This window comes from Shigella sp. FC1567, assembly GCF_001743015.1.
Taxonomy (GTDB): domain Bacteria; phylum Pseudomonadota; class Gammaproteobacteria; order Enterobacterales; family Enterobacteriaceae; genus Escherichia; species Escherichia coli.
Map to the genome: position 1 here is coordinate 16,072 of NZ_MIIV01000099.1, position 21,206 is coordinate 37,277.

At 53.9% G+C, this 21,206-nt stretch carries 16 protein-coding genes and 1 pseudogene; 12 read left to right on the forward strand and 5 right to left on the reverse strand.

The window, feature by feature from the left end; all coding sequences use genetic code 11:
* Nucleotides 1-9: 9 nt before the first annotated feature.
* From araA to rluA, 5 genes are all read left to right on the forward strand, one after another.
* Nucleotides 10-1,512, forward strand: coding sequence for an L-arabinose isomerase (gene araA, locus BHE85_RS07525; protein ID WP_000151734.1), 1,503 nt, complete (start codon nucleotides 10-12; stop codon nucleotides 1,510-1,512).
* Nucleotides 1,513-1,711: 199 nt separating this feature from the next.
* Nucleotides 1,712-2,407 carry an L-ribulose-5-phosphate 4-epimerase gene (araD, locus tag BHE85_RS07530; protein ID WP_000888672.1) on the forward strand — a complete coding sequence of 232 codons (696 nt, stop codon included), beginning with the start codon at nucleotides 1,712-1,714 and terminating at the stop codon, nucleotides 2,405-2,407.
* Between the two features lie 74 nt (nucleotides 2,408-2,481).
* Complete coding sequence (gene polB / locus BHE85_RS07535; protein WP_000035681.1) at nucleotides 2,482-4,833, forward strand: DNA polymerase II; 2,352 nt, start codon at nucleotides 2,482-2,484, stop codon at nucleotides 4,831-4,833.
* A gap of 163 nt (nucleotides 4,834-4,996) precedes the next feature.
* Entirely contained in the window at nucleotides 4,997-7,903 is a 2,907-nt protein-coding gene (rapA, locus tag BHE85_RS07540) for an RNA polymerase-associated protein RapA (RefSeq protein ID WP_001116989.1), read from the forward strand.
* Nucleotides 7,904-7,914: 11 nt separating this feature from the next.
* On the forward strand, nucleotides 7,915-8,574 hold the full coding sequence (rluA, locus tag BHE85_RS07545) for a bifunctional tRNA pseudouridine(32) synthase/23S rRNA pseudouridine(746) synthase RluA (RefSeq protein ID WP_000525176.1): 660 nt from the start codon (nucleotides 7,915-7,917) through the stop codon (nucleotides 8,572-8,574).
* 116 nt (nucleotides 8,575-8,690) lie between these two features.
* On the opposite strand, the gene djlA is transcribed toward rluA, so the two are convergent.
* Nucleotides 8,691-9,506, reverse strand: a complete 816-nt coding sequence (gene djlA, locus BHE85_RS07550) for a co-chaperone DjlA (protein ID WP_001200573.1) — start codon at nucleotides 9,504-9,506, stop codon at nucleotides 8,691-8,693.
* 254 nt (nucleotides 9,507-9,760) lie between these two features.
* Between djlA and lptD the strand changes: the two genes are divergently transcribed.
* From lptD to apaH, 6 genes are read left to right on the forward strand one after another with little or no spacing between them, the layout of a single operon-like run.
* Entirely contained in the window at nucleotides 9,761-12,115 is a 2,355-nt protein-coding gene (gene lptD, locus BHE85_RS07555) for an LPS assembly protein LptD (protein ID WP_000746154.1), read from the forward strand.
* A 52-nt stretch (nucleotides 12,116-12,167) separates the two neighbouring features.
* The gene (surA, locus tag BHE85_RS07560; RefSeq protein ID WP_000800457.1) at nucleotides 12,168-13,454 is read left to right on the forward strand and encodes a peptidylprolyl isomerase SurA; all 1,287 of its coding nucleotides are present in this window, start codon (nucleotides 12,168-12,170) and stop codon (nucleotides 13,452-13,454) included.
* Nucleotides 13,454-14,443: a 4-hydroxythreonine-4-phosphate dehydrogenase PdxA gene (gene pdxA, locus BHE85_RS07565; protein ID WP_000241243.1), complete on the forward strand. Its 990-nt coding sequence runs from the start codon at nucleotides 13,454-13,456 to the stop codon at nucleotides 14,441-14,443. Before surA ends, pdxA begins: the two co-directional genes overlap by 1 nt.
* Nucleotides 14,440-15,261, forward strand: a complete 822-nt coding sequence (gene rsmA / locus BHE85_RS07570; protein WP_039063962.1) for a 16S rRNA (adenine(1518)-N(6)/adenine(1519)-N(6))-dimethyltransferase RsmA — start codon at nucleotides 14,440-14,442, stop codon at nucleotides 15,259-15,261. The genes pdxA and rsmA overlap by 4 nt, the downstream gene beginning before the upstream one ends.
* A gap of 2 nt (nucleotides 15,262-15,263) precedes the next feature.
* The gene (apaG, locus tag BHE85_RS07575) at nucleotides 15,264-15,641 is read left to right on the forward strand and encodes a Co2+/Mg2+ efflux protein ApaG (RefSeq protein WP_000610901.1); all 378 of its coding nucleotides are present in this window, start codon (nucleotides 15,264-15,266) and stop codon (nucleotides 15,639-15,641) included.
* Between the two features lie 6 nt (nucleotides 15,642-15,647).
* On the forward strand, nucleotides 15,648-16,490 hold the full coding sequence (gene apaH / locus BHE85_RS07580) for a bis(5'-nucleosyl)-tetraphosphatase (symmetrical) ApaH (RefSeq protein ID WP_000257192.1): 843 nt from the start codon (nucleotides 15,648-15,650) through the stop codon (nucleotides 16,488-16,490).
* Between the two features lie 77 nt (nucleotides 16,491-16,567).
* Here apaH and folA read toward each other — a convergent pair whose 3' ends face one another.
* The 4 genes and pseudogenes from folA to BHE85_RS07605 all read right to left on the reverse strand — a co-directional run.
* Nucleotides 16,568-17,047 (reverse strand): type 3 dihydrofolate reductase, encoded by a 480-nt coding sequence (gene folA / locus BHE85_RS07585; protein ID WP_000624375.1) that lies wholly within the window; start codon nucleotides 17,045-17,047, stop codon nucleotides 16,568-16,570.
* A gap of 192 nt (nucleotides 17,048-17,239) precedes the next feature.
* Nucleotides 17,240-19,102 carry a glutathione-regulated potassium-efflux system protein KefC gene (gene kefC / locus BHE85_RS07595; protein WP_000377129.1) on the reverse strand — a complete coding sequence of 621 codons (1,863 nt, stop codon included), beginning with the start codon at nucleotides 19,100-19,102 and terminating at the stop codon, nucleotides 17,240-17,242.
* Nucleotides 19,095-19,625: a glutathione-regulated potassium-efflux system oxidoreductase KefF gene (kefF, locus tag BHE85_RS07600; protein ID WP_000600735.1), complete on the reverse strand. Its 531-nt coding sequence runs from the start codon at nucleotides 19,623-19,625 to the stop codon at nucleotides 19,095-19,097. The genes kefC and kefF overlap by 8 nt, the downstream gene beginning before the upstream one ends.
* Nucleotides 19,626-19,732: 107 nt before the next feature.
* Nucleotides 19,733-20,987 (reverse strand): annotated as a pseudogene (locus tag BHE85_RS07605) (MFS transporter); the annotation flags it as partial.
* Nucleotides 20,988-21,041: 54 nt separating this feature from the next.
* On the opposite strand from BHE85_RS07605, the gene BHE85_RS07610 reads away from it, so the two are divergent.
* The coding region (locus BHE85_RS07610; protein ID WP_047664789.1) for an IS1 family transposase at nucleotides 21,042-21,206 on the forward strand (165 nt) is incomplete at its 3' end.

The following is a 21,206-nucleotide window of genomic DNA, read 5'->3' on the forward strand; positions in this document are numbered from 1 at the left end:
GACACGATAATGACGATTTTTGATAATTATGAAGTGTGGTTTGTCATTGGCAGCCAGCATCTGTATGGCCCGGAAACCCTGCGTCAGGTCACCCAACATGCCGAGCACGTTGTTAATGCGCTGAATACGGAAGCGAAACTGCCCTGCAAACTGGTGTTGAAACCGCTGGGCACCACGCCGGATGAAATCACCGCTATTTGCCGCGACGCGAATTACGACGATCGTTGCGCTGGTCTGGTGGTGTGGCTGCACACCTTCTCCCCGGCCAAAATGTGGATCAACGGCCTGACCATGCTCAACAAACCGTTGCTGCAATTCCACACCCAGTTTAACGCGGCGCTGCCGTGGGACAGTATCGATATGGACTTTATGAACCTGAACCAGACTGCACATGGCGGTCGCGAGTTCGGCTTCATTGGCGCGCGTATGCGTCAGCAACATGCCGTGGTTACCGGTCACTGGCAGGATAAACAAGCCCATGAGCGTATCGGCTCCTGGATGCGTCAGGCGGTCTCTAAACAGGATACCCGTCATCTGAAAGTCTGCCGTTTTGGCGATAACATGCGTGAAGTAGCGGTCACCGATGGTGATAAAGTTGCCGCACAGATCAAGTTCGGTTTCTCCGTCAATACCTGGGCGGTTGGCGATCTGGTGCAGGTGGTGAACTCCATCAGCGACGGCGATGTTAACGCGCTGGTCGATGAGTACGAAAGCTGCTACACCATGACGCCTGCCACACAAATCCACGGCGAAAAACGACAGAACGTGCTGGAAGCGGCGCGTATTGAGCTGGGGATGAAGCGTTTCCTGGAACAAGGTGGCTTCCACGCGTTCACCACCACCTTTGAAGATTTGCACGGTCTGAAACAGCTTCCAGGTCTGGCCGTACAGCGTCTGATGCAGCAGGGTTACGGCTTTGCGGGCGAAGGCGACTGGAAAACCGCCGCCCTGCTTCGCATCATGAAGGTGATGTCAACCGGTCTGCAGGGCGGCACCTCCTTTATGGAGGACTACACCTATCACTTCGAGAAAGGTAATGACCTGGTGCTCGGCTCCCATATGCTGGAAGTCTGCCCGTCGATTGCCGTAGAAGAGAAACCGATCCTCGACGTTCAGCATCTCGGTATTGGTGGTAAGGACGATCCTGCCCGACTGATCTTCAATACCCAAACCGGTCCAGCGATTGTCGCCAGCCTGATTGATCTCGGCGATCGTTACCGTCTGCTGGTTAACTGTATCGACACGGTGAAAACACCGCACTCCCTGCCGAAACTGCCGGTGGCGAATGCGCTGTGGAAAGCGCAACCGGATCTGCCAACTGCTTCCGAAGCGTGGATCCTCGCTGGTGGCGCGCACCATACCGTCTTCAGCCATGCGCTGAACCTCAACGATATGCGTCAGTTCGCCGAGATGCACGACATTGAAATCACGGTGATTGATAACGACACCCGCCTGCCAGCGTTTAAAGACGCACTGCGCTGGAACGAAGTGTATTACGGATTTCGTCGCTAAGTAGCCACATCAGGTATGTAACGCCTGATGCGACGCTGACGCGTCTTATCTGGCCTACACGCTGCGATTTTGTAGGCCGGATAAGCAAAGCGCATCCGGCATTCAACGCCTGATGCGACGCTGGCGCGTCTTATCAGGCCTACGCGCTGCGATTTTGTAGACCGGATAAGCGAAGCGCATCCGGCACGAAGGAGTCAACATGTTAGAAGATCTCAAACGCCAGGTATTAGAAGCCAACCTGGCGCTGCCAAAACACAACCTGGTCACGCTCACATGGGGCAACGTCAGCGCCGTTGATCGCGAGCGCGGCGTCTTTGTGATCAAACCTTCCGGCGTCGATTACAGCGTCATGACCGCTGACGATATGGTCGTGGTTAGCATCGAAACAGGTGAAGTGGTTGAAGGTACGAAAAAGCCCTCCTCCGACACGCCAACTCACCGGCTGCTCTATCAGGCATTCCCCTCCATTGGCGGCATTGTGCATACGCACTCGCGCCACGCCACCATCTGGGCGCAGTCGGGTCAGTCGATTCCAGCAACCGGCACCACCCACGCCGACTATTTCTACGGCACCATTCCCTGCACCCGCAAAATGACCGACGCAGAAATCAACGGCGAATATGAGTGGGAAACCGGTAACGTCATCGTAGAAACCTTTGAAAAACAGGGTATCGATGCAGCGCAAATGCCCGGCGTTCTGGTCCATTCCCACGGCCCGTTTGCATGGGGCAAAAATGCCGAAGATGCGGTGCATAACGCCATCGTGCTGGAAGAGGTCGCTTATATGGAGATATTCTGCCGTCAGTTAGCGCCGCAGTTACCGGATATGCAGCAAACGCTGCTGGATAAACACTATCTGCGTAAGCATGGCGCGAAGGCATATTACGGGCAGTAATGACTGTATAAAACCACAGCCAATCAAACGAAACCAGGCTATACTCAAGCCTGGTTTTTTGATGGATTTTCAGCGTGGCGCAGGCAGGTTTTATCTTAACCCGACACTGGCGGGACACCCCGCAAGGGACAGAAGTCTCCTTCTGGCTGGCGACGGACAACGGGCCGTTGCAGGTTACGCTTGCACCGCAAGAGTCCGTGGCGTTTATTCCCGCCGATCAGGTTCCCCGCGCTCAGCATATTTTGCAGGGTGAACAAGGCTTTCGCCTGACACCGCTGGCGTTAAAGGATTTTCACCGCCAGCCGGTGTATGGCCTTTACTGTCGCGCCCATCGCCAATTGATGAATTACGAAAAGCGCCTGCGTGAAGGTGGCGTTACCGTCTACGAGGCCGATGTGCGCCCGCCAGAACGCTATCTGATGGAGCGGTTTATCACCTCACCGGTGTGGGTCGAGGGTGATATGCACAATGGCACTATCGTTAATGCCCGTCTGAAACCGCATCCCGACTATCGTCCGCCGCTCAAGTGGGTTTCTATAGATATTGAAACCACCCGCCACGGTGAGCTGTACTGCATCGGCCTGGAAGGCTGCGGGCAGCGCATCGTTTATATGCTGGGGTCGGAGAATGGCGACGCCTCCTCGCTTGATTTCGAACTGGAATACGTCGCCAGCCGCCCGCAGTTGCTGGAAAAACTCAACGCCTGGTTTGCCAACTACGATCCTGATGTGATCATCGGTTGGAACGTGGTGCAGTTCGATCTGCGAATGCTGCAAAAACATGCCGAGCGTTACCGTCTTCCGCTGCGTCTTGGGCGCGATAATAGCGAGCTGGAGTGGCGCGAGCACGGCTTTAAAAACGGCGTCTTTTTTGCCCAGGCTAAAGGTCGGCTAATTATCGACGGTATCGAGGCGCTGAAATCCGCGTTCTGGAATTTCTCTTCATTCTCGCTGGAAACTGTCGCTCAGGAGCTATTAGGCGAAGGAAAATCTATCGATAACCCGTGGGATCGAATGGACGAAATTGACCGCCGTTTCGCCGAAGATAAACCTGCGCTGGCAACTTATAACCTGAAAGATTGCGAGCTGGTGACGCAGATCTTCCACAAAACTGAAATCATGCCATTTTTACTCGAACGGGCAACGGTGAACGGCCTGCCGGTGGACCGACACGGCGGTTCGGTGGCGGCATTTGGTCATCTCTATTTTCCGCGAATGCATCGCGCTGGTTATGTCGCGCCTAATCTCGGCGAAGTGCCGCCGCACGCCAGCCCTGGCGGCTACGTGATGGATTCACGGCCAGGGCTTTATGATTCAGTGCTGGTGCTGGACTATAAAAGCCTGTACCCGTCGATCATCCGCACCTTTCTGATTGATCCCGTCGGGCTGGTGGAAGGCATGGCGCAGCCTGATCCAGAGCACAGTACCGAAGGTTTTCTCGATGCCTGGTTCTCGCGAGAAAAACATTGCCTGCCGGAGATTGTGACTAACATCTGGCACGGGCGCGATGAAGCCAAACGCCAGGGTAACAAACCGCTGTCGCAGGCGCTGAAAATCATCATGAATGCCTTTTATGGCGTGCTCGGCACCACCGCCTGCCGCTTCTTCGATCCGCGGCTGGCATCGTCGATCACCATGCGTGGTCATCAGATCATGCGGCAAACCAAAGCGTTGATTGAAGCACAGGGCTACGACGTTATCTACGGCGATACCGACTCAACGTTTGTCTGGCTGAAAGGCGCACATTCGGAAGAAGAAGCGGCGAAAATCGGTCGTGCACTGGTGCAGCACGTTAACGCCTGGTGGGCGGAAACGCTGCAAAAACAACGGCTGACCAGCGCATTAGAACTGGAGTATGAAACCCATTTCTGCCGTTTTCTGATGCCAACCATTCGCGGAGCCGATACCGGCAGTAAAAAGCGCTACGCCGGGCTGATTCAGGAGGGCGATAAACAGCGGATGGTGTTTAAAGGGCTGGAAACCGTGCGCACCGACTGGACGCCGCTGGCCCAGCAGTTTCAGCAGGAGCTATACCTGCGCATCTTCCGCAACGAGCCATATCAGGAATATGTACGCGAAACCATCGACAAACTGATGGCGGGTGAACTGGATGCGCGACTGGTTTACCGTAAACGCCTTCGCCGTCCGCTGAGCGAGTATCAGCGTAATGTGCCGCCTCATGTACGCGCCGCTCGCCTTGCCGATGAAGAAAACCAAAAGCGTGGTCGCCCCTTGCAATATCAGAATCGCGGCACCATTAAGTACGTATGGACCACCAACGGCCCGGAGCCGCTGGACTACCAACGTTCACCACTGGATTACGAACACTATCTGACCCGCCAGCTACAACCCGTGGCGGAGGGAATACTCCCTTTTATTGAGGATAATTTTGCTACACTTATGACCGGGCAACTTGGGCTATTTTGAGCAAAAAAAGAGTTCGCCAGATACCATTTTGATGCGTGACGAATGCTTTGCCATCCAGTACCATAGCGCCCTTTCCATTCCTGGACCTGAATAACACCACTACCTCATAAGCACGGTAGCGGGTGGTTATTGCCTGCAATTAAAGATATAGAGCCGAACACATATGCCTTTTACACTTGGTCAACGCTGGATCAGCGATACAGAAAGCGAATTGGGACTTGGAACCGTTGTCGCGGTGGATGCGCGAACTGTCACTTTACTTTTCCCATCTACTGGTGAAAACCGTCTGTACGCACGCAGTGATTCCCCCGTGACCCGCGTGATGTTCAACCCTGGTGATACCATTACCAGCCATGACGGCTGGCAGATGCAAGTCGAAGAAGTAAAAGAAGAAAATGGCTTGCTGACCTATATCGGTACTCGCCTGGATACTGAAGAGTCCGGCGTAGCCCTGCGTGAAGTTTTCCTTGATAGCAAACTGGTGTTCAGCAAACCGCAGGACCGCCTGTTTGCCGGGCAGATTGACCGTATGGACCGCTTTGCGCTGCGTTATCGCGCGCGTAAGTATTCCAGCGAACAGTTCCGTATGCCGTACAGCGGCCTGCGCGGTCAGCGTACCAGCCTGATCCCGCACCAGCTCAACATCGCTCATGATGTTGGCCGCCGCCACGCGCCGCGCGTCCTGCTGGCTGACGAAGTGGGTTTAGGGAAAACCATTGAAGCCGGGATGATCCTGCATCAGCAACTGCTCTCTGGCGCTGCTGAACGTGTGCTGATTATCGTCCCGGAAACCTTACAGCATCAGTGGCTGGTAGAAATGCTGCGCCGTTTCAACCTGCGCTTTGCTCTGTTTGATGATGAGCGTTATGCCGAAGCTCAGCACGATGCTTACAACCCGTTCGACACCGAACAGCTGGTGATTTGCTCGCTGGATTTTGCCCGTCGTAGCAAACAGCGCCTGGAACATCTCTGTGAAGCCGAATGGGACCTGCTGGTGGTCGATGAAGCGCATCACCTGGTGTGGAGCGAAGATGCGCCAAGCCGTGAATATCAGGCCATTGAACAACTGGCAGAGCACATGCCGGGCGTTCTGCTGCTGACCGCGACCCCGGAACAGCTGGGGATGGAAAGCCACTTCGCCCGTCTGCGTCTGCTGGACCCGAACCGTTTCCACGATTTTGCGCAGTTCGTTGAAGAGCAGAAAAATTATCGTCCGGTTGCGGACGCCGTTGCCATGCTGCTGGCAGGTAACAAACTGAGCAATGACGAACTGAACATGCTCGGCGAGATGATCGGCGAGCAGGATATCGAGCCGCTGTTGCAGGCAGCAAACAGCGACAGCGAAGATGCCCAGAGCGCCCGTCAGGAGCTGGTTTCGATGCTGATGGATCGCCACGGCACCAGCCGCGTGCTGTTCCGTAACACGCGTAACGGTGTGAAAGGATTCCCGAAACGCGAGCTGCACACCATTAAGCTGCCGCTACCGACGCAGTATCAGACGGCTATTAAAGTCTCCGGCATTATGGGCGCACGTAAAAGTGCGGAAGATCGTGCTCGCGATATGCTCTACCCGGAGCGTATTTATCAGGAATTTGAAGGTGATAACGCCACCTGGTGGAACTTCGATCCGCGCGTTGAGTGGCTGATGGGCTACCTGACCAGCCATCGCTCTCAGAAAGTGCTGGTGATCTGCGCCAAAGCTGCCACTGCGCTGCAACTGGAGCAGGTACTGCGCGAACGTGAAGGTATTCGCGCTGCGGTGTTCCACGAAGGTATGTCGATTATCGAACGTGACCGCGCTGCCGCCTGGTTTGCCGAAGAAGACACCGGCGCACAGGTACTGCTGTGCTCAGAAATCGGTTCTGAAGGACGTAACTTCCAGTTCGCCAGCCACATGGTGATGTTTGACCTGCCATTCAACCCGGATCTACTGGAGCAGCGTATTGGTCGTCTGGATCGTATCGGCCAGGCGCACGATATTCAGATCCATGTGCCTTATCTGGAGAAAACCGCTCAGTCGGTGCTGGTGCGCTGGTATCACGAAGGTCTGGATGCATTTGAGCACACCTGCCCGACCGGACGCACTATTTACGATAGCGTATACAACGATCTGATTAACTATCTGGCTTCACCGGATCAAACCGAAGGCTTTGACGATCTGATCAAAAACTGCCGCGAGCAACATGAAGCGCTGAAAGCACAGCTGGAACAGGGTCGTGACCGCCTGCTGGAAATCCACTCCAACGGTGGCGAAAAAGCCCAGGCACTGGCAGAAAGCATTGAAGAGCAGGATGACGATACCAACCTGATCGCCTTCGCCATGAACCTGCTCGATATTATCGGTATCAATCAGGACGATCGCGGCGACAACATGATCGTGCTGACGCCGTCCGATCATATGCTGGTGCCGGACTTCCCTGGCCTGTCGGAAGATGGCATCACCATCACCTTTGATCGTGAAGTGGCGCTGGCGCGTGAAGATGCACAGTTTATTACCTGGGAGCATCCGCTGATCCGCAACGGTCTGGATCTGATCCTTTCTGGCGATACCGGTAGCAGCACGATTTCACTGTTAAAAAACAAAGCGTTGCCGGTAGGTACGCTGTTGGTGGAACTGATTTATGTGGTTGAAGCCCAGGCTCCGAAGCAGTTGCAGCTCAACCGCTTCCTGCCACCGACGCCGGTACGTATGCTGCTGGATAAAAACGGCAACAACCTGGCGGCGCAGGTAGAGTTTGAAACCTTTAACCGCCAGCTTAACGCGGTTAACCGTCACACCGGCAGCAAACTGGTTAACGCCGTGCAGCAGGATGTTCACGCTATCCTTCAACTGGGTGAAGCGCAGATCGAGAAATCTGCCCGTGCATTGATTGATGCAGCGCGTAACGAAGCCGACGAAAAACTGTCTGCCGAGCTGTCTCGTCTGGAAGCTCTGCGTGCAGTGAACCCGAACATTCGTGACGACGAACTGACCGCCATTGAGAGCAACCGTCAGCAGGTAATGGAAAGCCTGGATCAGGCAGGTTGGCGTCTGGATGCCCTGCGTTTGATCGTTGTAACGCATCAGTAACGGAGCCGAAAATGGGGATGGAAAACTACAATCCACCGCAGGAACCCTGGTTGGTTATCCTGTATCAGGATGACCACATTATGGTGGTTAACAAGCCGAGCGGTTTGTTGTCTGTGCCGGGGCGTCTGGAAGAGCACAAAGACAGCGTGATGACGCGCATTCAGCGTGATTATCCGCAGGCAGAATCGGTGCATCGTCTGGATATGGCTACCAGCGGCGTGATTGTAGTGGCGCTGACCAAAGCCGCGGAGCGGGAGTTAAAACGCCAGTTCCGCGAGCGCGAGCCGAAAAAGCAGTATGTGGCCCGCGTCTGGGGGCATCCATCCCCTGCGGAAGGTCTGGTGGATCTGCCGCTGATTTGCGACTGGCCAAACCGCCCGAAACAGAAAGTCTGTTACGAAACGGGTAAACCTGCGCAGACGGAATATGAAGTGGTGGAGTATGCGGCGGATAACACGGCAAGAGTGGTGTTAAAACCGATTACTGGGCGTTCGCATCAATTGCGTGTGCATATGCTGGCGCTGGGGCATCCGATTCTCGGCGATCGTTTTTATGCATCACCAGAAGCGAGAGCGATGGCACCGCGTTTGTTGCTACATGCAGAGATGTTGACGATTACCCATCCGGCGTATGGCAATAGTATGACGTTTAAAGCGCCAGCGGATTTTTAATAGTCACGCTGGCGCAGTTCGGTAGGCGGATAAGGCGTTCACGCCGAATCCGGCAATTGTGCGCCGATTGCCTGATGCGACGCGGGCCGCGTCTTATCAGGCCTACAGTTTAAAACTTATTTAAACCCTTTCTGCTGCTTTATCAGCTCATATGCCTGCTGAATTTCCTGCGCTTTCTGCTTCGCCATCTCCATCATCTCAGGCGGCAAACCTTTCGCCACCAGCTTATCGGGATGGTGTTCACTCATCAGCTTACGGTAGGCTCGTTTAATGGTGGTCGCATCATCCGTCGGCTTCACACCCAGCACATTACAGGCATCTTCCAGCGTCGGGCCACGCTGCGCTTGCTGCCAGTTACCACCGCCAGATTGCTGCTGATAACCGCCGCCAAACTGTGCACCGCCCTGCATCATGCGCAAAAACTGGTCAAACTGGGCGCGGGAGATCCCTAATTCTTCTGCAATGACATACAGCACCGCCCGTTCATTCGGGTGCAGTGAACCATCAGCAAACGCCGCCTGAATCTGGATCTCCAGAAACATACGAATTAAGTCAAAACGACCAAAGCAGACACTGCGAAACTGGCGCATCTTTTCGCGCAGCGGGTAATTGTCTGATTTTCCCACCCGGAACGCGTTTTGCGCCGCAGTACGGGAAGCGCCATGAAGGTTCATTCGGTCCATCAGCTGGCTGGCGATATGAATATCAGCCTCCGTGACGCGACCTTTGGATTTGGTTAAATGCCCCATCACTTCAAAAGTGGTGGCAAAAAACAGCGCCTGACGCTCACGCTGGTTGGCGAACCACGCCATTTTACGGCTACGGGCTTTATCAAACATATGGCCAATTAACAGGCCTAACACTACGCCCCAAAAGCCGCCGCCCATCAGTAAGGCCACGGCCACGCCAATGATTTTTCCCCAATACTGCATATATTCCCCAAATCGACACACGGATATCAGGGCTATCTCCCACAATATAAAGGTGCTTTTACCGTTTTCCGGCTGCAGTCAATTGTGGGACATCGCCTATAATTTGCATTATCATACCTGTCATTCAATGCCGTGCCTAACACCACTGACGCTATTCGGACAGGATTAACACTAGCGTAGAGATGACGAGTACGTTAGTCTCTGACCGTTTGTCACGCGCAACGTTACCGATGATGGAACAATAAAATCAACGTATGAAAAAACGTATCCCCACTCTCCTGGCCACCATGATTGCCACCGCCCTTTATAGTCAACAGGGACTGGCAGCCGACCTCGCCTCACAGTGCATGTTGGGCGTGCCAAGCTATGACCGTCCTCTGGTACAGGGCGATACCAATGACTTACCCGTGACTATCAATGCTGACCACGCGAAAGGGGACTACCCGGATGACGCCGTGTTTACTGGCAGCGTGGATATCATGCAGGGTAACAGCCGTCTGCAGGCCGACGAAGTGCAGCTCCATCAAAAAGAGGCACCAGGACAACCGGAGCCGGTACGAACCGTTGATGCGCTCGGTAATGTCCATTACGACGATAACCAGGTGATCCTCAAAGGGCCGAAAGGCTGGGCGAATCTGAACACCAAAGATACCAACGTCTGGGAAGGTGATTACCAGATGGTGGGTCGCCAGGGCCGCGGTAAAGCGGACCTGATGAAACAACGTGGTGAAAACCGCTATACCATTCTGGATAACGGTAGCTTTACCTCCTGTCTGCCGGGTTCTGACACCTGGAGCGTGGTAGGTAGCGAAATTATTCATGACCGCGAAGAACAAGTTGCGGAGATCTGGAACGCCCGCTTTAAGGTGGGTCCAGTACCGATCTTTTATAGCCCCTATTTGCAGTTGCCGGTGGGTGACAAACGTCGCTCTGGTTTCTTGATCCCGAACGCCAAGTACACCACCACCAACTACTTTGAGTTCTACCTGCCATATTACTGGAACATCGCGCCAAATATGGATGCCACCATCACGCCGCATTATATGCATCGTCGTGGCAACATCATGTGGGAGAACGAATTCCGCTACCTCTCCCAGGCGGGCGCTGGCTTGATGGAACTGGACTATCTGCCTTCAGATAAAGTCTATGAAGATGAACACCCGAACGATGACAGTTCACGTCGTTGGTTGTTCTACTGGCAACACTCCGGGGTCATGGATCAAGTGTGGCGTTTCAACGTAGACTACACCAAGGTCAGCGATCCTAGCTACTTCAATGATTTCGATAACAAGTACGGTTCCAGTACTGACGGCTACGCAACGCAAAAATTCAGCGTTGGCTATGCGGTGCAAAACTTCAATGCCACCGTTTCAACCAAGCAGTTCCAGGTCTTTAGCGAGCAGAACACCAGTAGCTACTCGGCAGAGCCGCAGTTAGACGTTAACTACTACCAGAATGATGTTGGTCCGTTTGATACGCGTATTTACGGCCAGGCAGTGCACTTTGTTAACACCAGAGACGACATGCCTGAAGCAACCCGTGTTCACCTGGAACCGACCATCAATTTGCCGCTCTCTAATAACTGGGGCAGCATCAATACCGAAGCGAAGTTGCTGGCAACCCATTATCAGCAAACCAATCTTGACTGGTATAACTCCAGAAACACGACCAAGCTGGACGAATCCGTTAACCGCGTTATGCCGCAATTCAAAGTTGACGGCAAAATGGTCTTTGAACGCGATATGGAAATGCTGGCTCCGGGTTATACCCAAACGCTGGAACCGCGCGCGCAGTATTTGTACGTGCCGTATCGCGATCAGAGCGACATCTATAACTACGACTCGTCTCTACTGCAATCTGACTACTCTGGCCTGTTCCGGGACCGGACTTACGGCGGTCTTGACCGTATTGCCTCCGCTAACCAGGTGACGACCGGTGTCACATCTCGCATATATGATGATGCTGCCGTTGAACATTTTAATATTTCCGTTGGTCAAATCTACTATTTCACGGAGTCTCGCACTGGCGATGACAACATAACATGGGAGAATGACGACAAAACGGGCTCACTGGTGTGGGCAGGCGATACTTACTGGCGTATCTCCGAGCGTTGGGGATTGCGTGGCGGGATTCAGTACGATACACGTCTGGATAACGTAGCGACCAGTAACTCCAGCATTGAATACCGTCGGGATGAAGACCGTCTGGTACAGCTGAATTACCGTTACGCCAGCCCGGAATATATTCAGGCTACGCTGCCTAAGTACTATTCCACTGCTGAGCAATATAAGAATGGTATTTCGCAGGTAGGTGCTGTCGCCAGCTGGCCAATTGCCGATCGTTGGTCCATTGTTGGGGCCTACTACTACGACACCAATGCGAACAAGCAAGCCGACTCTATGTTAGGTGTGCAATACAGCTCCTGCTGCTATGCAATTCGCGTCGGTTACGAGCGGAAGCTGAACGGTTGGGATAACGATAAACAACATGCGGTATATGACAACGCAATCGGCTTTAACATCGAACTTCGCGGCCTGAGCTCCAACTACGGTCTGGGTACGCAAGAGATGCTGCGTTCGAACATTCTGCCGTATCAAAACACTTTGTGATTTGTTGATTTACCACGTAATCCGCAGTGCGGTTAATTGAAATGGAAAAAGTATGAAGAACTGGAAAACGCTGCTTCTCGGTATCGCCATGATCGCGAATACCAGTTTCGCTGCCCCCCAGGTAGTCGATAAAGTCGCAGCCGTCGTCAATAACGGCGTCGTGCTGGAAAGCGACGTTGATGGATTAATGCAGTCGGTAAAACTGAACGCTGCGCAGGCAAGGCAGCAGCTTCCTGATGACGCGACGCTGCGCCACCAAATCATGGAACGTTTGATCATGGATCAAATCATCCTGCAGATGGGGCAGAAAATGGGAGTGAAAATCTCCGATGAGCAGCTGGATCAGGCGATTGCTAACATCGCGAAACAGAACAACATGACGCTGGATCAGATGCGCAGCCGTCTGGCTTACGATGGTCTGAACTACAACACCTATCGTAACCAGATCCGCAAAGAGATGATTATCTCTGAAGTGCGTAACAACGAGGTGCGTCGTCGCATCACCATCCTGCCGCAGGAAGTCGAATCCCTGGCGCAGCAGGTGGGTAACCAAAACGACGCCAGCACTGAGCTGAACCTGAGCCACATCCTGATCCCGCTGCCGGAAAACCCGACTTCTGATCAGGTGAACGAAGCGGAAAGCCAGGCGCGCGCCATTGTCGATCAGGCGCGTAACGGCGCTGATTTCGGTAAGCTGGCGATTGCTCATTCTGCCGACCAGCAGGCGCTGAACGGCGGCCAGATGGGCTGGGGCCGTATTCAGGAGTTGCCGGGTATCTTCGCCCAGGCATTAAGCACCGCGAAGAAAGGCGACATTGTTGGCCCGATTCGTTCCGGCGTTGGCTTCCATATTCTGAAAGTTAACGACCTGCGCGGCGAAAGCAAAAATATCTCGGTGACCGAAGTTCATGCTCGCCATATTCTGCTGAAACCGTCGCCGATCATGACTGACGAACAGGCCCGTGTGAAACTGGAACAGATTGCTGCCGATATCAAGAGTGGTAAAACGACTTTTGCTGCCGCAGCGAAAGAGTTCTCTCAGGATCCAGGCTCTGCTAACCAGGGCGGTGATCTCGGCTGGGCTACACCAGATATTTTCGATCCGGCCTTCCGTGACGCCCTGACCCGCCTGAACAAAGGTCAAATGAGTGCACCGGTTCACTCTTCATTCGGCTGGCATTTAATCGAACTGCTGGATACCCGTAATGTCGATAAAACCGACGCTGCGCAGAAGGATCGTGCATACCGCATGCTGATGAACCGTAAGTTCTCGGAAGAAGCAGCAAGCTGGATGCAGGAACAACGCGCCAGCGCCTACGTTAAAATCCTGAGCAACTAATGGTTAAAACCCAACGTGTTGTGATCACTCCCGGCGAGCCCGCCGGGATTGGCCCGGACTTAGTTGTCCAGCTTGCACAGCGTGAGTGGCCGGTCGAACTGGTTGTTTGTGCCGATGCCACTCTCCTTACCGACCGGGCAGCGATGCTCGGTTTGCCGCTCACCCTCCGCCCTTATTCCCCCAACTCCCCTGCACAACCGCAAACTGCGGGCACATTAACGCTACTTCCTGTCGCGCTACGCGAATCTGTCACTGCGGGGCAGTTAGCGATTGAAAATGGGCATTACGTGGTGGAGACGCTGGCGCGAGCGTGTGATGGCTGTCTGAACGGTGAATTTGCTGCGCTGATCACAGGCCCCGTGCATAAAGGCGTCATTAACGACGCAGGTATTCCGTTTACTGGTCATACCGAGTTTTTCGAAGAGCGCTCGCAGGCGAAAAAAGTGGTGATGATGCTGGCGACCGAAGAACTTCGCGTGGCGCTGGCAACGACGCATTTACCGCTGCGCGATATCGCAGATGCTATCACCCCTGCACTTTTGCACGAAGTGATTGCTATTTTGCATCACGATTTGCGTACAAAATTTGGTATTGCCGAACCGCGCATTCTGGTCTGCGGGCTGAATCCGCACGCGGGCGAAGGCGGTCATATGGGTACGGAAGAGATAGACACCATTATTCCGGTGCTCGACGAGCTGCGGGCGCAGGGGATGATACTCAACGGGCCGCTGCCTGCCGATACCCTGTTTCAGCCGAAATATCTCGATAACGCCGACGCCGTGCTGGCGATGTACCACGATCAGGGTCTTCCCGTGCTAAAATACCAGGGCTTCGGGCGCGGTGTGAACATTACGCTGGGCCTGCCCTTTATTCGCACATCAGTGGACCACGGCACCGCGCTTGAACTGGCGGGACGTGGCGAAGCCGATGTCGGCAGTTTTATTACGGCGCTTAATCTCGCCATCAAAATGATTGTTAACACCCAATGAATAATCGAGTCCACCAGGGCCACTTAGCCCGTAAACGCTTCGGGCAAAACTTTCTCAACGATCAGTTCGTGATCGACAGCATTGTTTCTGCCATTAACCCGCAAAAGGGCCAGGCAATGGTCGAAATCGGCCCCGGTCTGGCGGCATTGACCGAGCCGGTCGGCGAACGTCTGGACCAGCTGACGGTCATCGAACTTGACCGCGATCTGGCGGCACGTCTGCAAACGCATCCATTCTTAGGCCCGAAACTGACGATTTATCAGCAGGATGCGATGACCTTTAACTTTGACGAACTGGCCGAGAAAATGGGTCAGCCGCTGCGTGTTTTCGGCAACCTGCCTTATAACATCTCCACGCCGTTGATGTTCCATCTGTTTAGCTATACTGATGCCATTGCCGACATGCACTTTATGTTGCAAAAAGAGGTGGTGAATCGTCTGGTTGCAGGACCGAACAGCAAAGCGTATGGTCGATTAAGCGTCATGGCGCAATACTATTGCAACGTGATCCCGGTACTGGAAGTTCCGCCGTCAGCCTTTACACCACCACCCAAAGTGGATTCCGCCGTCGTGCGCCTGGTTCCTCATGCAACGATGCCTCACCCGGTTAAAGATGTTCGTGTGTTGAGCCGCATCACCACCGAAGCCTTTAACCAGCGTCGTAAAACCATTCGTAACAGCCTCGGCAACCTGTTTAGCGTCGAGGTGTTAACGGGAATGGGGATCGACCCGGCGATGCGAGCGGAAAATATCTCTGTCGCGCAATATTGCCAGATGGCGAACTATCTGGCGGAGAACGCGCCTTTGCAGGAGAGTTAACGATGATCAATTCGCCCCGAGTGTGTATTCAGGTTCAAAGCGTCTACATTGAGGCACAATCTTCACCTGATAATGAACGTTACGTTTTTGCTTATACCGTAACCATACGCAATCTGGGGCGAGCGCCAGTGCAGTTGTTGGGGCGTTACTGGCTGATCACCAATGGCAATGGCCGTGAAACCGAAGTCCAGGGCGAAGGAGTGGTTGGCGTCCAGCCACTTATCGCGCCTGGCGAAGAGTACCAGTACACCAGCGGTGCAATCATTGAAACCCCGCTGGGCACCATGCAGGGTCACTACGAAATGATCGATGAAAATGGCGTCCCTTTCAGCATCGACATTCCCGTATTCCGACTCGCCGTTCCCACACTCATTCATTAAAAGAATATGGCGACATACCTTATTGGCGACGTTCATGGTTGTTACGATGAACTGATCGCATTGCTGCATAAAGTAGAATTTACCCCTGGGAAAGATACCCTCTGGCTGACGGGCGATCTGGTCGCGCGCGGCCCGGGTTCGCTGGATGTTCTGCGCTATGTGAAATCCTTAGGCGACAGCGTACGTCTGGTGCTGGGCAATCACGATCTGCATCTGCTGGCGGTATTTGCCGGGATCAGCCGCAATAAACCGAAAGATCGCCTGACACCGCTGCTGGAAGCGCCGGATGCCGACGAGCTGCTTAACTGGCTGCGTCGCCAGCCTTTGCTGCAAATCGACGAAGAGAAAAAGTTGGTGATGGCCCACGCAGGGATCACGCCGCAGTGGGATCTACAGACCGCCAAAGAGTGCGCGCGCGATGTAGAAGCGGTGCTATCGAGTGACTCCTATCCCTTCTTTCTCGACGCTATGTACGGCGATATGCCAAATAACTGGTCACCGGAATTGCGGGGGCTGGGAAGACTGCGTTTTATCACCAACGCCTTTACCCGTATGCGTTTTTGCTTCCCGAACGGTCAACTGGATATGTACAGCAAAGAATCGCCGGAAGAGGCCCCTGCCCCACTGAAACCGTGGTTTGCGATTCCTGGCCCTGTCGCTGAAGAATACAGCATCGCCTTTGGTCACTGGGCATCGCTGGAGGGCAAAGGTACGCCGGAAGGTATATACGCGCTGGATACCGGCTGCTGCTGGGGTGGTACATTAACCTGCCTGCGCTGGGAAGATAAACAGTATTTTGTCCAGCCGTCGAACCGGCATAAGGATTTGGGCGAAGCGGCGGCGTCTTAAACACAGCCTGATATAGGAAGGCCGGATAAGACGCGACCGGCGTCGCATCCGGCACTAGCCGTAAATTCTATACAAAATTACCGCCGCTCCAGAATCTCAAAGCAATAGCTGTGAGAGTTCTGCGCATCAGCATCGTGGAATTCGCTGAATACCGATTCCCAGTCATCCGGCTCGTAATCCGGGAAATGGGTGTCGCCTTCCACTTCTGCGTCGATATGCGTCAGATACAGTTTCTGCGCTTTTGGCAGGAACTGCTCATAAACGCGACCGCCGCCAATCACCATGATTTCTGGTACGTCACCACACGCCGCGATGGCTTCATCCACCGACTTCACCCACGTTACGCGATCGTCCGTACCCGGTTGACTGCTGAGGATAATATTTTTGCGTCCTGGCAACGGACGACCGATTGATTCCCAGGTATGGCGGCCCATAATCACGGGTTTATTTAAGGTGTTGCGTTTAAACCAGGCGAGATCGGCAGGCAGGTTCCACGGCATGGCGTTTTCCATGCCGATAACGCGATCTACCGCTAACGCCGCAATCAGACTGATCATTGAGATTTCCCGATAAAAAAAAATTGTCGCCACTATACGTAAAGCGTAAACCGTCGTCGACTGGTGCGAGGATGATGTTGAGGAAAATTTTATATTCTGCTGGCGAGTCCACGCTCTCTCCCTGGACTCGCCGCATTACAATGAAACAAAAACAAACAGTTAGCTGTAAAGTGTGATTTATGTCACTCTTTATTAGGATGAGGGTTTCGTTTCCGGTTCATCCGCCATGTTGCCGGTATGTTTACCTTCTTCGGTTCCCTGCCAGCCATGTCGTTGAATTAATGACAGATGTTCGCGGTCCTCGGTAATGATCTCACTTAACATCGCGCTGGTGCGTTTATAGACCGCCGCGCGGGCTTTGGTGTCGTTCTCAACCATTGCCATCTCTTCCACCATCTGAATATTAAAGCGGCGGAACACATCGGCACGTTCTCGCGCTTCATACGGCCCCAGACCTAAACTTTCCAGTGCCAGACGCCCGGTTTTCAGCGCACCTTCGAAGGTTTCACGCTCCGGCTTTTCAACGCCTGCCTGACGCAAACGAATGTAGTGGTCGACATCGCGGGCGCGGGCAATAATCTGCAAATGCGGGAAGTGTTCTTTCACCATCTCTGTCAGTTGCAGGTTGGTTTGCGGATCGTCGATGGCGTTAATCAGCACTTCCGCTTTCGCCGCTCCCGCAGATTCCAGTAAATCCATCCGCGTGGCATCGCCATAAAACACTTTCATACCAAATTTACGCAAGGTTTCGATATGGTCCGGATCGTGATCGAGCACCACCATTTTCACCCCGCTGGAGAGCAGTAAACGTCCGGTGATCTGCCCAAAACGACCGAATCCGGCAATGATTACCCGCGGCTGTTCTTCGTCGATCTCATCGGCTTCACGCGCCTCTTCAGTAGAAGATTGCTCAAGGCGATTGAGGATCACCAGCAGAATCGGCGTTGCCGCCATCGACAGCGCCACCGCCAGGGTCAGCGATTTCGCCCACTCCGGCTCCAGCACATTCGCCATCTGCGCCGCGCCAAATACCACAAAGGCAAACTCACTGCCCTGCCCTAACAACACCGCAAACCAACGACGCTGTTTATTTGGCACTTGCAACGGTCGGGCAATCAGCCACAGCATGGCGATTTTGATGATGAGGAAACCGAGCAGCAAAATGACAATGCGCAATGGGTTTTCAAGCAGCGTGCCAAAGTCTATCGACATGCCAACACCGATGAAAAACAGCCCCAACAGCAAACCTTTAAAGGGTTCGATATCGCTCTCCAGCGCATGACGGTATTCCGAGCTTGCCAGCAGTACGCCCGCCAGAAACGCGCCCATCGCCATCGACAAGCCGACCTCTTCCAGCAGCAAACCAAAGCCAAACACGAGGAATAACGCCACGGCACTAAACACTTCCCGCAAGCCAGAGCGGGCTACAAAACGCAGCGCCGGACGCGTGACATAGCGCCCCAGCAATACCACCAGCACCAGCGCACCCGCCACTTTTAACGCCGAGAGAGCAAATGCGCCCATCGTCGTCGAGGCACTGCTCGTTGCCAGTAGCGGAATCATCGCCACCAGCGGGATCGCCGCGATATCCTGGAACAGCAGCACCGCAAAGGCACTGCGACCCATTTGCGTCACCATCAGATTGCGTTCATTCATCGCCTGCATGGCAATCGCCGTAGAGGAGAGCGCCAGCGTCATGCCGATCAATTCCGCGACCTGCCAGCGCAGCCCAAGTAACATGCAGAACAGCCCCAGCAGGCCGCCGCAAATCACCATCTGCAATGCGCCACCGCCGAACACTGCCGCACGCAGCTTCCACAGCCTTTGTGGATCGAGTTCGAGGCCGATAATAAACAGCATCAGCACCACCCCAATCTCGGCAAAGTGCAGAATAGATTCGGCATCGGTCACCAGTCGCAGCCCCCACGGGCCAATAATGCAGCCGGCGATCAGGTAGCCAAGTACCGATCCCAGACCAAGACGTACCGCAATGGGTACAATCAGCGCTGCCGAACCGAGATAAATCAGCGCCTGAATCAGCGTATGGCTATCCATGATGGGCCTCCTGCCATTCCAGCAGACGTTGCTTATAGTGACGCGCCTGCCCTTCGAGGGTTTCGTCGTCACAAATAAAGGTGCAGTGCATGGCAAACGGTGGCAGCCAGTTCAGCCCGCAGTAGATTGCCGTCGCCTGTAGCGGCTGCGACAGCACATCAAAGCCCGGATGCGCACCAATTTCAAAATGGCTTTCCCCGCCGCCGGTCGTCACCGCCCACAGCAAATGTTTGCCATGCAGCGCCTTGCCGCCGTGACCGTAAGCCCAGCCGTGCGACAAAACTTTATCGATCCAAAGTTTAAGAAGCGGAGGAATGCTGTACCACTGCATCGGATGCTGCCAGACGATCAGATCGGCGCGAGACAGCGCCTCCTGCTCGGCGGCAATATCGATATTGAAGTCAGGATAGAGTTGATAAAGAGAGCGAATTTCGACGCCTTCCAGCGTCCTTGCCTGTTCAAGCATCCGTTTATTCGCATGGGAATGATGCGGATACGGATGCGCATAAATTATAAGAATCATAGGTAGCCCGCGTGATTACGCCTTTGTTTTCCCACAAAGTGTAGTCATATATTCACGCGGCTTATAGTCAATAATATTGATTCAGAAAAGAGAGAAATCTGAACAATTTACCCCATTCTCTGCCCGCGGATCGTCATATTGCTGGTTTGCGCCAATGACATCCCTCGATGTCTCCGGGGCAAACGCTACGGAAATCAACAAGCCAAACAGCGAGATACCCGCCCCCATTAGCATCGTGTTACTGATACCGTAATTATTGATAAAGATCGGCAGTGCCCAGGTCGAAACAATGGTGCCAATACGGCTTAAGGACATAATCACGCCCACGGCAGAGGCGCGGATATCTGTCGGGAAGAGTTCATTAGGATAGAGCCACTGCAAATTACCCGGCCCGCCAGAGAAAAAGGCATACACCGCAAAGGCCATCACTACCAGCCAGATCCCCATATCCGGGATCAGCCCCAAAACCGCCAGCGCCAGCGTCATCATGGCAAAGCTGCCAATCAACAATGGACGCCGTCCGGCAGTGTTTAACCACAGCATCGGCGGAATACAGCCGAGCATAAAGAACAGGCTAATCACCACGTTCCCCAGCGCCGCGTTTTTGCCAACACCCAATCCCAACAAACCAACGATTTGCGGGCCAAAGGTGTAAATGGCGAACATTGGGATCACCTGGCAGGTCCAGATGGCGGCAACAAACAGAACAAAAGGAAAATGGCGGCGATTAAACAGATCGCGAAAACGGGTTTGCTGCGGCTGCTCTTCATCGAAAGCCACCGGTTCGCCAAACAGTTTTATCATCATCTCTTCGCACTCTTTTACTCGCCCTTTGCGTAATAACCAGCGGGGAGATTCAGGCAGTTCGAATCGACCAATCAAAATCAACAAACAGGGGATCGCCGCGCTACCCAGCATCCAGCGCCAGCCGCCTTCCACATCATAAAGCCAGTAGCCGACCAGATCGGCGCAGGTCGCGCCGACATACCACATGGCGGCGATAAAGCTGATGGAAAATGCCCGCTGACGGGTACTGGAGAACTCGGTGATCATTGAGGTGGCGATGGGATAATCGGCACCGATGACAATGCCGATAAGTACCCGCATCACCAACAGTTCGACGGGGGATGAAACAAACATCGTCGCCACCGATATCACGCCGATGACGATGATATCAATGAGGAACATTTTGCGCCGTCCGACTTTATCGGAAATATAGCCAAACAGCGATGTGCCAACGAACAGCCCGGCGAGCGTTCCCGCGCCCAACAAGCCAATCCAGTCAGCGTCCAGTTTTAGCGCCGGAGTCAGTTGCTCCAGCGCCACGCCAATCATTACCAGTACATAACCATCCAGAAACGGGTAATGCTGCCAACTTACTGATTTAGTGTATGATGGTGATTTTAAGGTGCTTGCGTGGCTTCCATTTCCATCAGATGTCCTTCCTGCTCAGCTACTGAAGGCGTGGTGCGTAACGGCAAAAGCACTGCCGGACATCAGCGCTATCTCTGCTCTCATTGCCGTAAAACATGGCAACTACAGTTCACTTACACCGCCTCTCAGCCCGGTACGCACCAGAAA

Excerpts from the sequence above, each read along its gene's own strand:
- surA (WP_000800457.1), top strand. The coding sequence starts at position 12,168 with ATGAAGAACTGGAAAACGCTGCTTCTCGGTATCGCCATGATCGCGAAT.
- rluA (WP_000525176.1), top strand. The coding sequence starts at position 7,915 with ATGGGGATGGAAAACTACAATCCACCGCAGGAACCCTGGTTGGTTATC.
- pdxA (WP_000241243.1), top strand. The coding sequence starts at position 13,454 with ATGGTTAAAACCCAACGTGTTGTGATCACTCCCGGCGAGCCCGCCGGG.
- djlA (WP_001200573.1), bottom strand. The coding sequence starts at position 9,506 with ATGCAGTATTGGGGAAAAATCATTGGCGTGGCCGTGGCCTTACTGATG.
- apaH (WP_000257192.1), top strand. The coding sequence starts at position 15,648 with ATGGCGACATACCTTATTGGCGACGTTCATGGTTGTTACGATGAACTG.
- araA (WP_000151734.1), top strand. The coding sequence starts at position 10 with ATGACGATTTTTGATAATTATGAAGTGTGGTTTGTCATTGGCAGCCAG.
- rsmA (WP_039063962.1), top strand. The coding sequence starts at position 14,440 with ATGAATAATCGAGTCCACCAGGGCCACTTAGCCCGTAAACGCTTCGGG.
- folA (WP_000624375.1), bottom strand. The coding sequence starts at position 17,047 with ATGATCAGTCTGATTGCGGCGTTAGCGGTAGATCGCGTTATCGGCATG.
- araD (WP_000888672.1), top strand. The coding sequence starts at position 1,712 with ATGTTAGAAGATCTCAAACGCCAGGTATTAGAAGCCAACCTGGCGCTG.
- rapA (WP_001116989.1), top strand. The coding sequence starts at position 4,997 with ATGCCTTTTACACTTGGTCAACGCTGGATCAGCGATACAGAAAGCGAA.
- apaG (WP_000610901.1), top strand. The coding sequence starts at position 15,264 with ATGATCAATTCGCCCCGAGTGTGTATTCAGGTTCAAAGCGTCTACATT.
- kefC (WP_000377129.1), bottom strand. The coding sequence starts at position 19,102 with ATGGATAGCCATACGCTGATTCAGGCGCTGATTTATCTCGGTTCGGCA.
- kefF (WP_000600735.1), bottom strand. The coding sequence starts at position 19,625 with ATGATTCTTATAATTTATGCGCATCCGTATCCGCATCATTCCCATGCG.
- lptD (WP_000746154.1), top strand. The coding sequence starts at position 9,761 with ATGAAAAAACGTATCCCCACTCTCCTGGCCACCATGATTGCCACCGCC.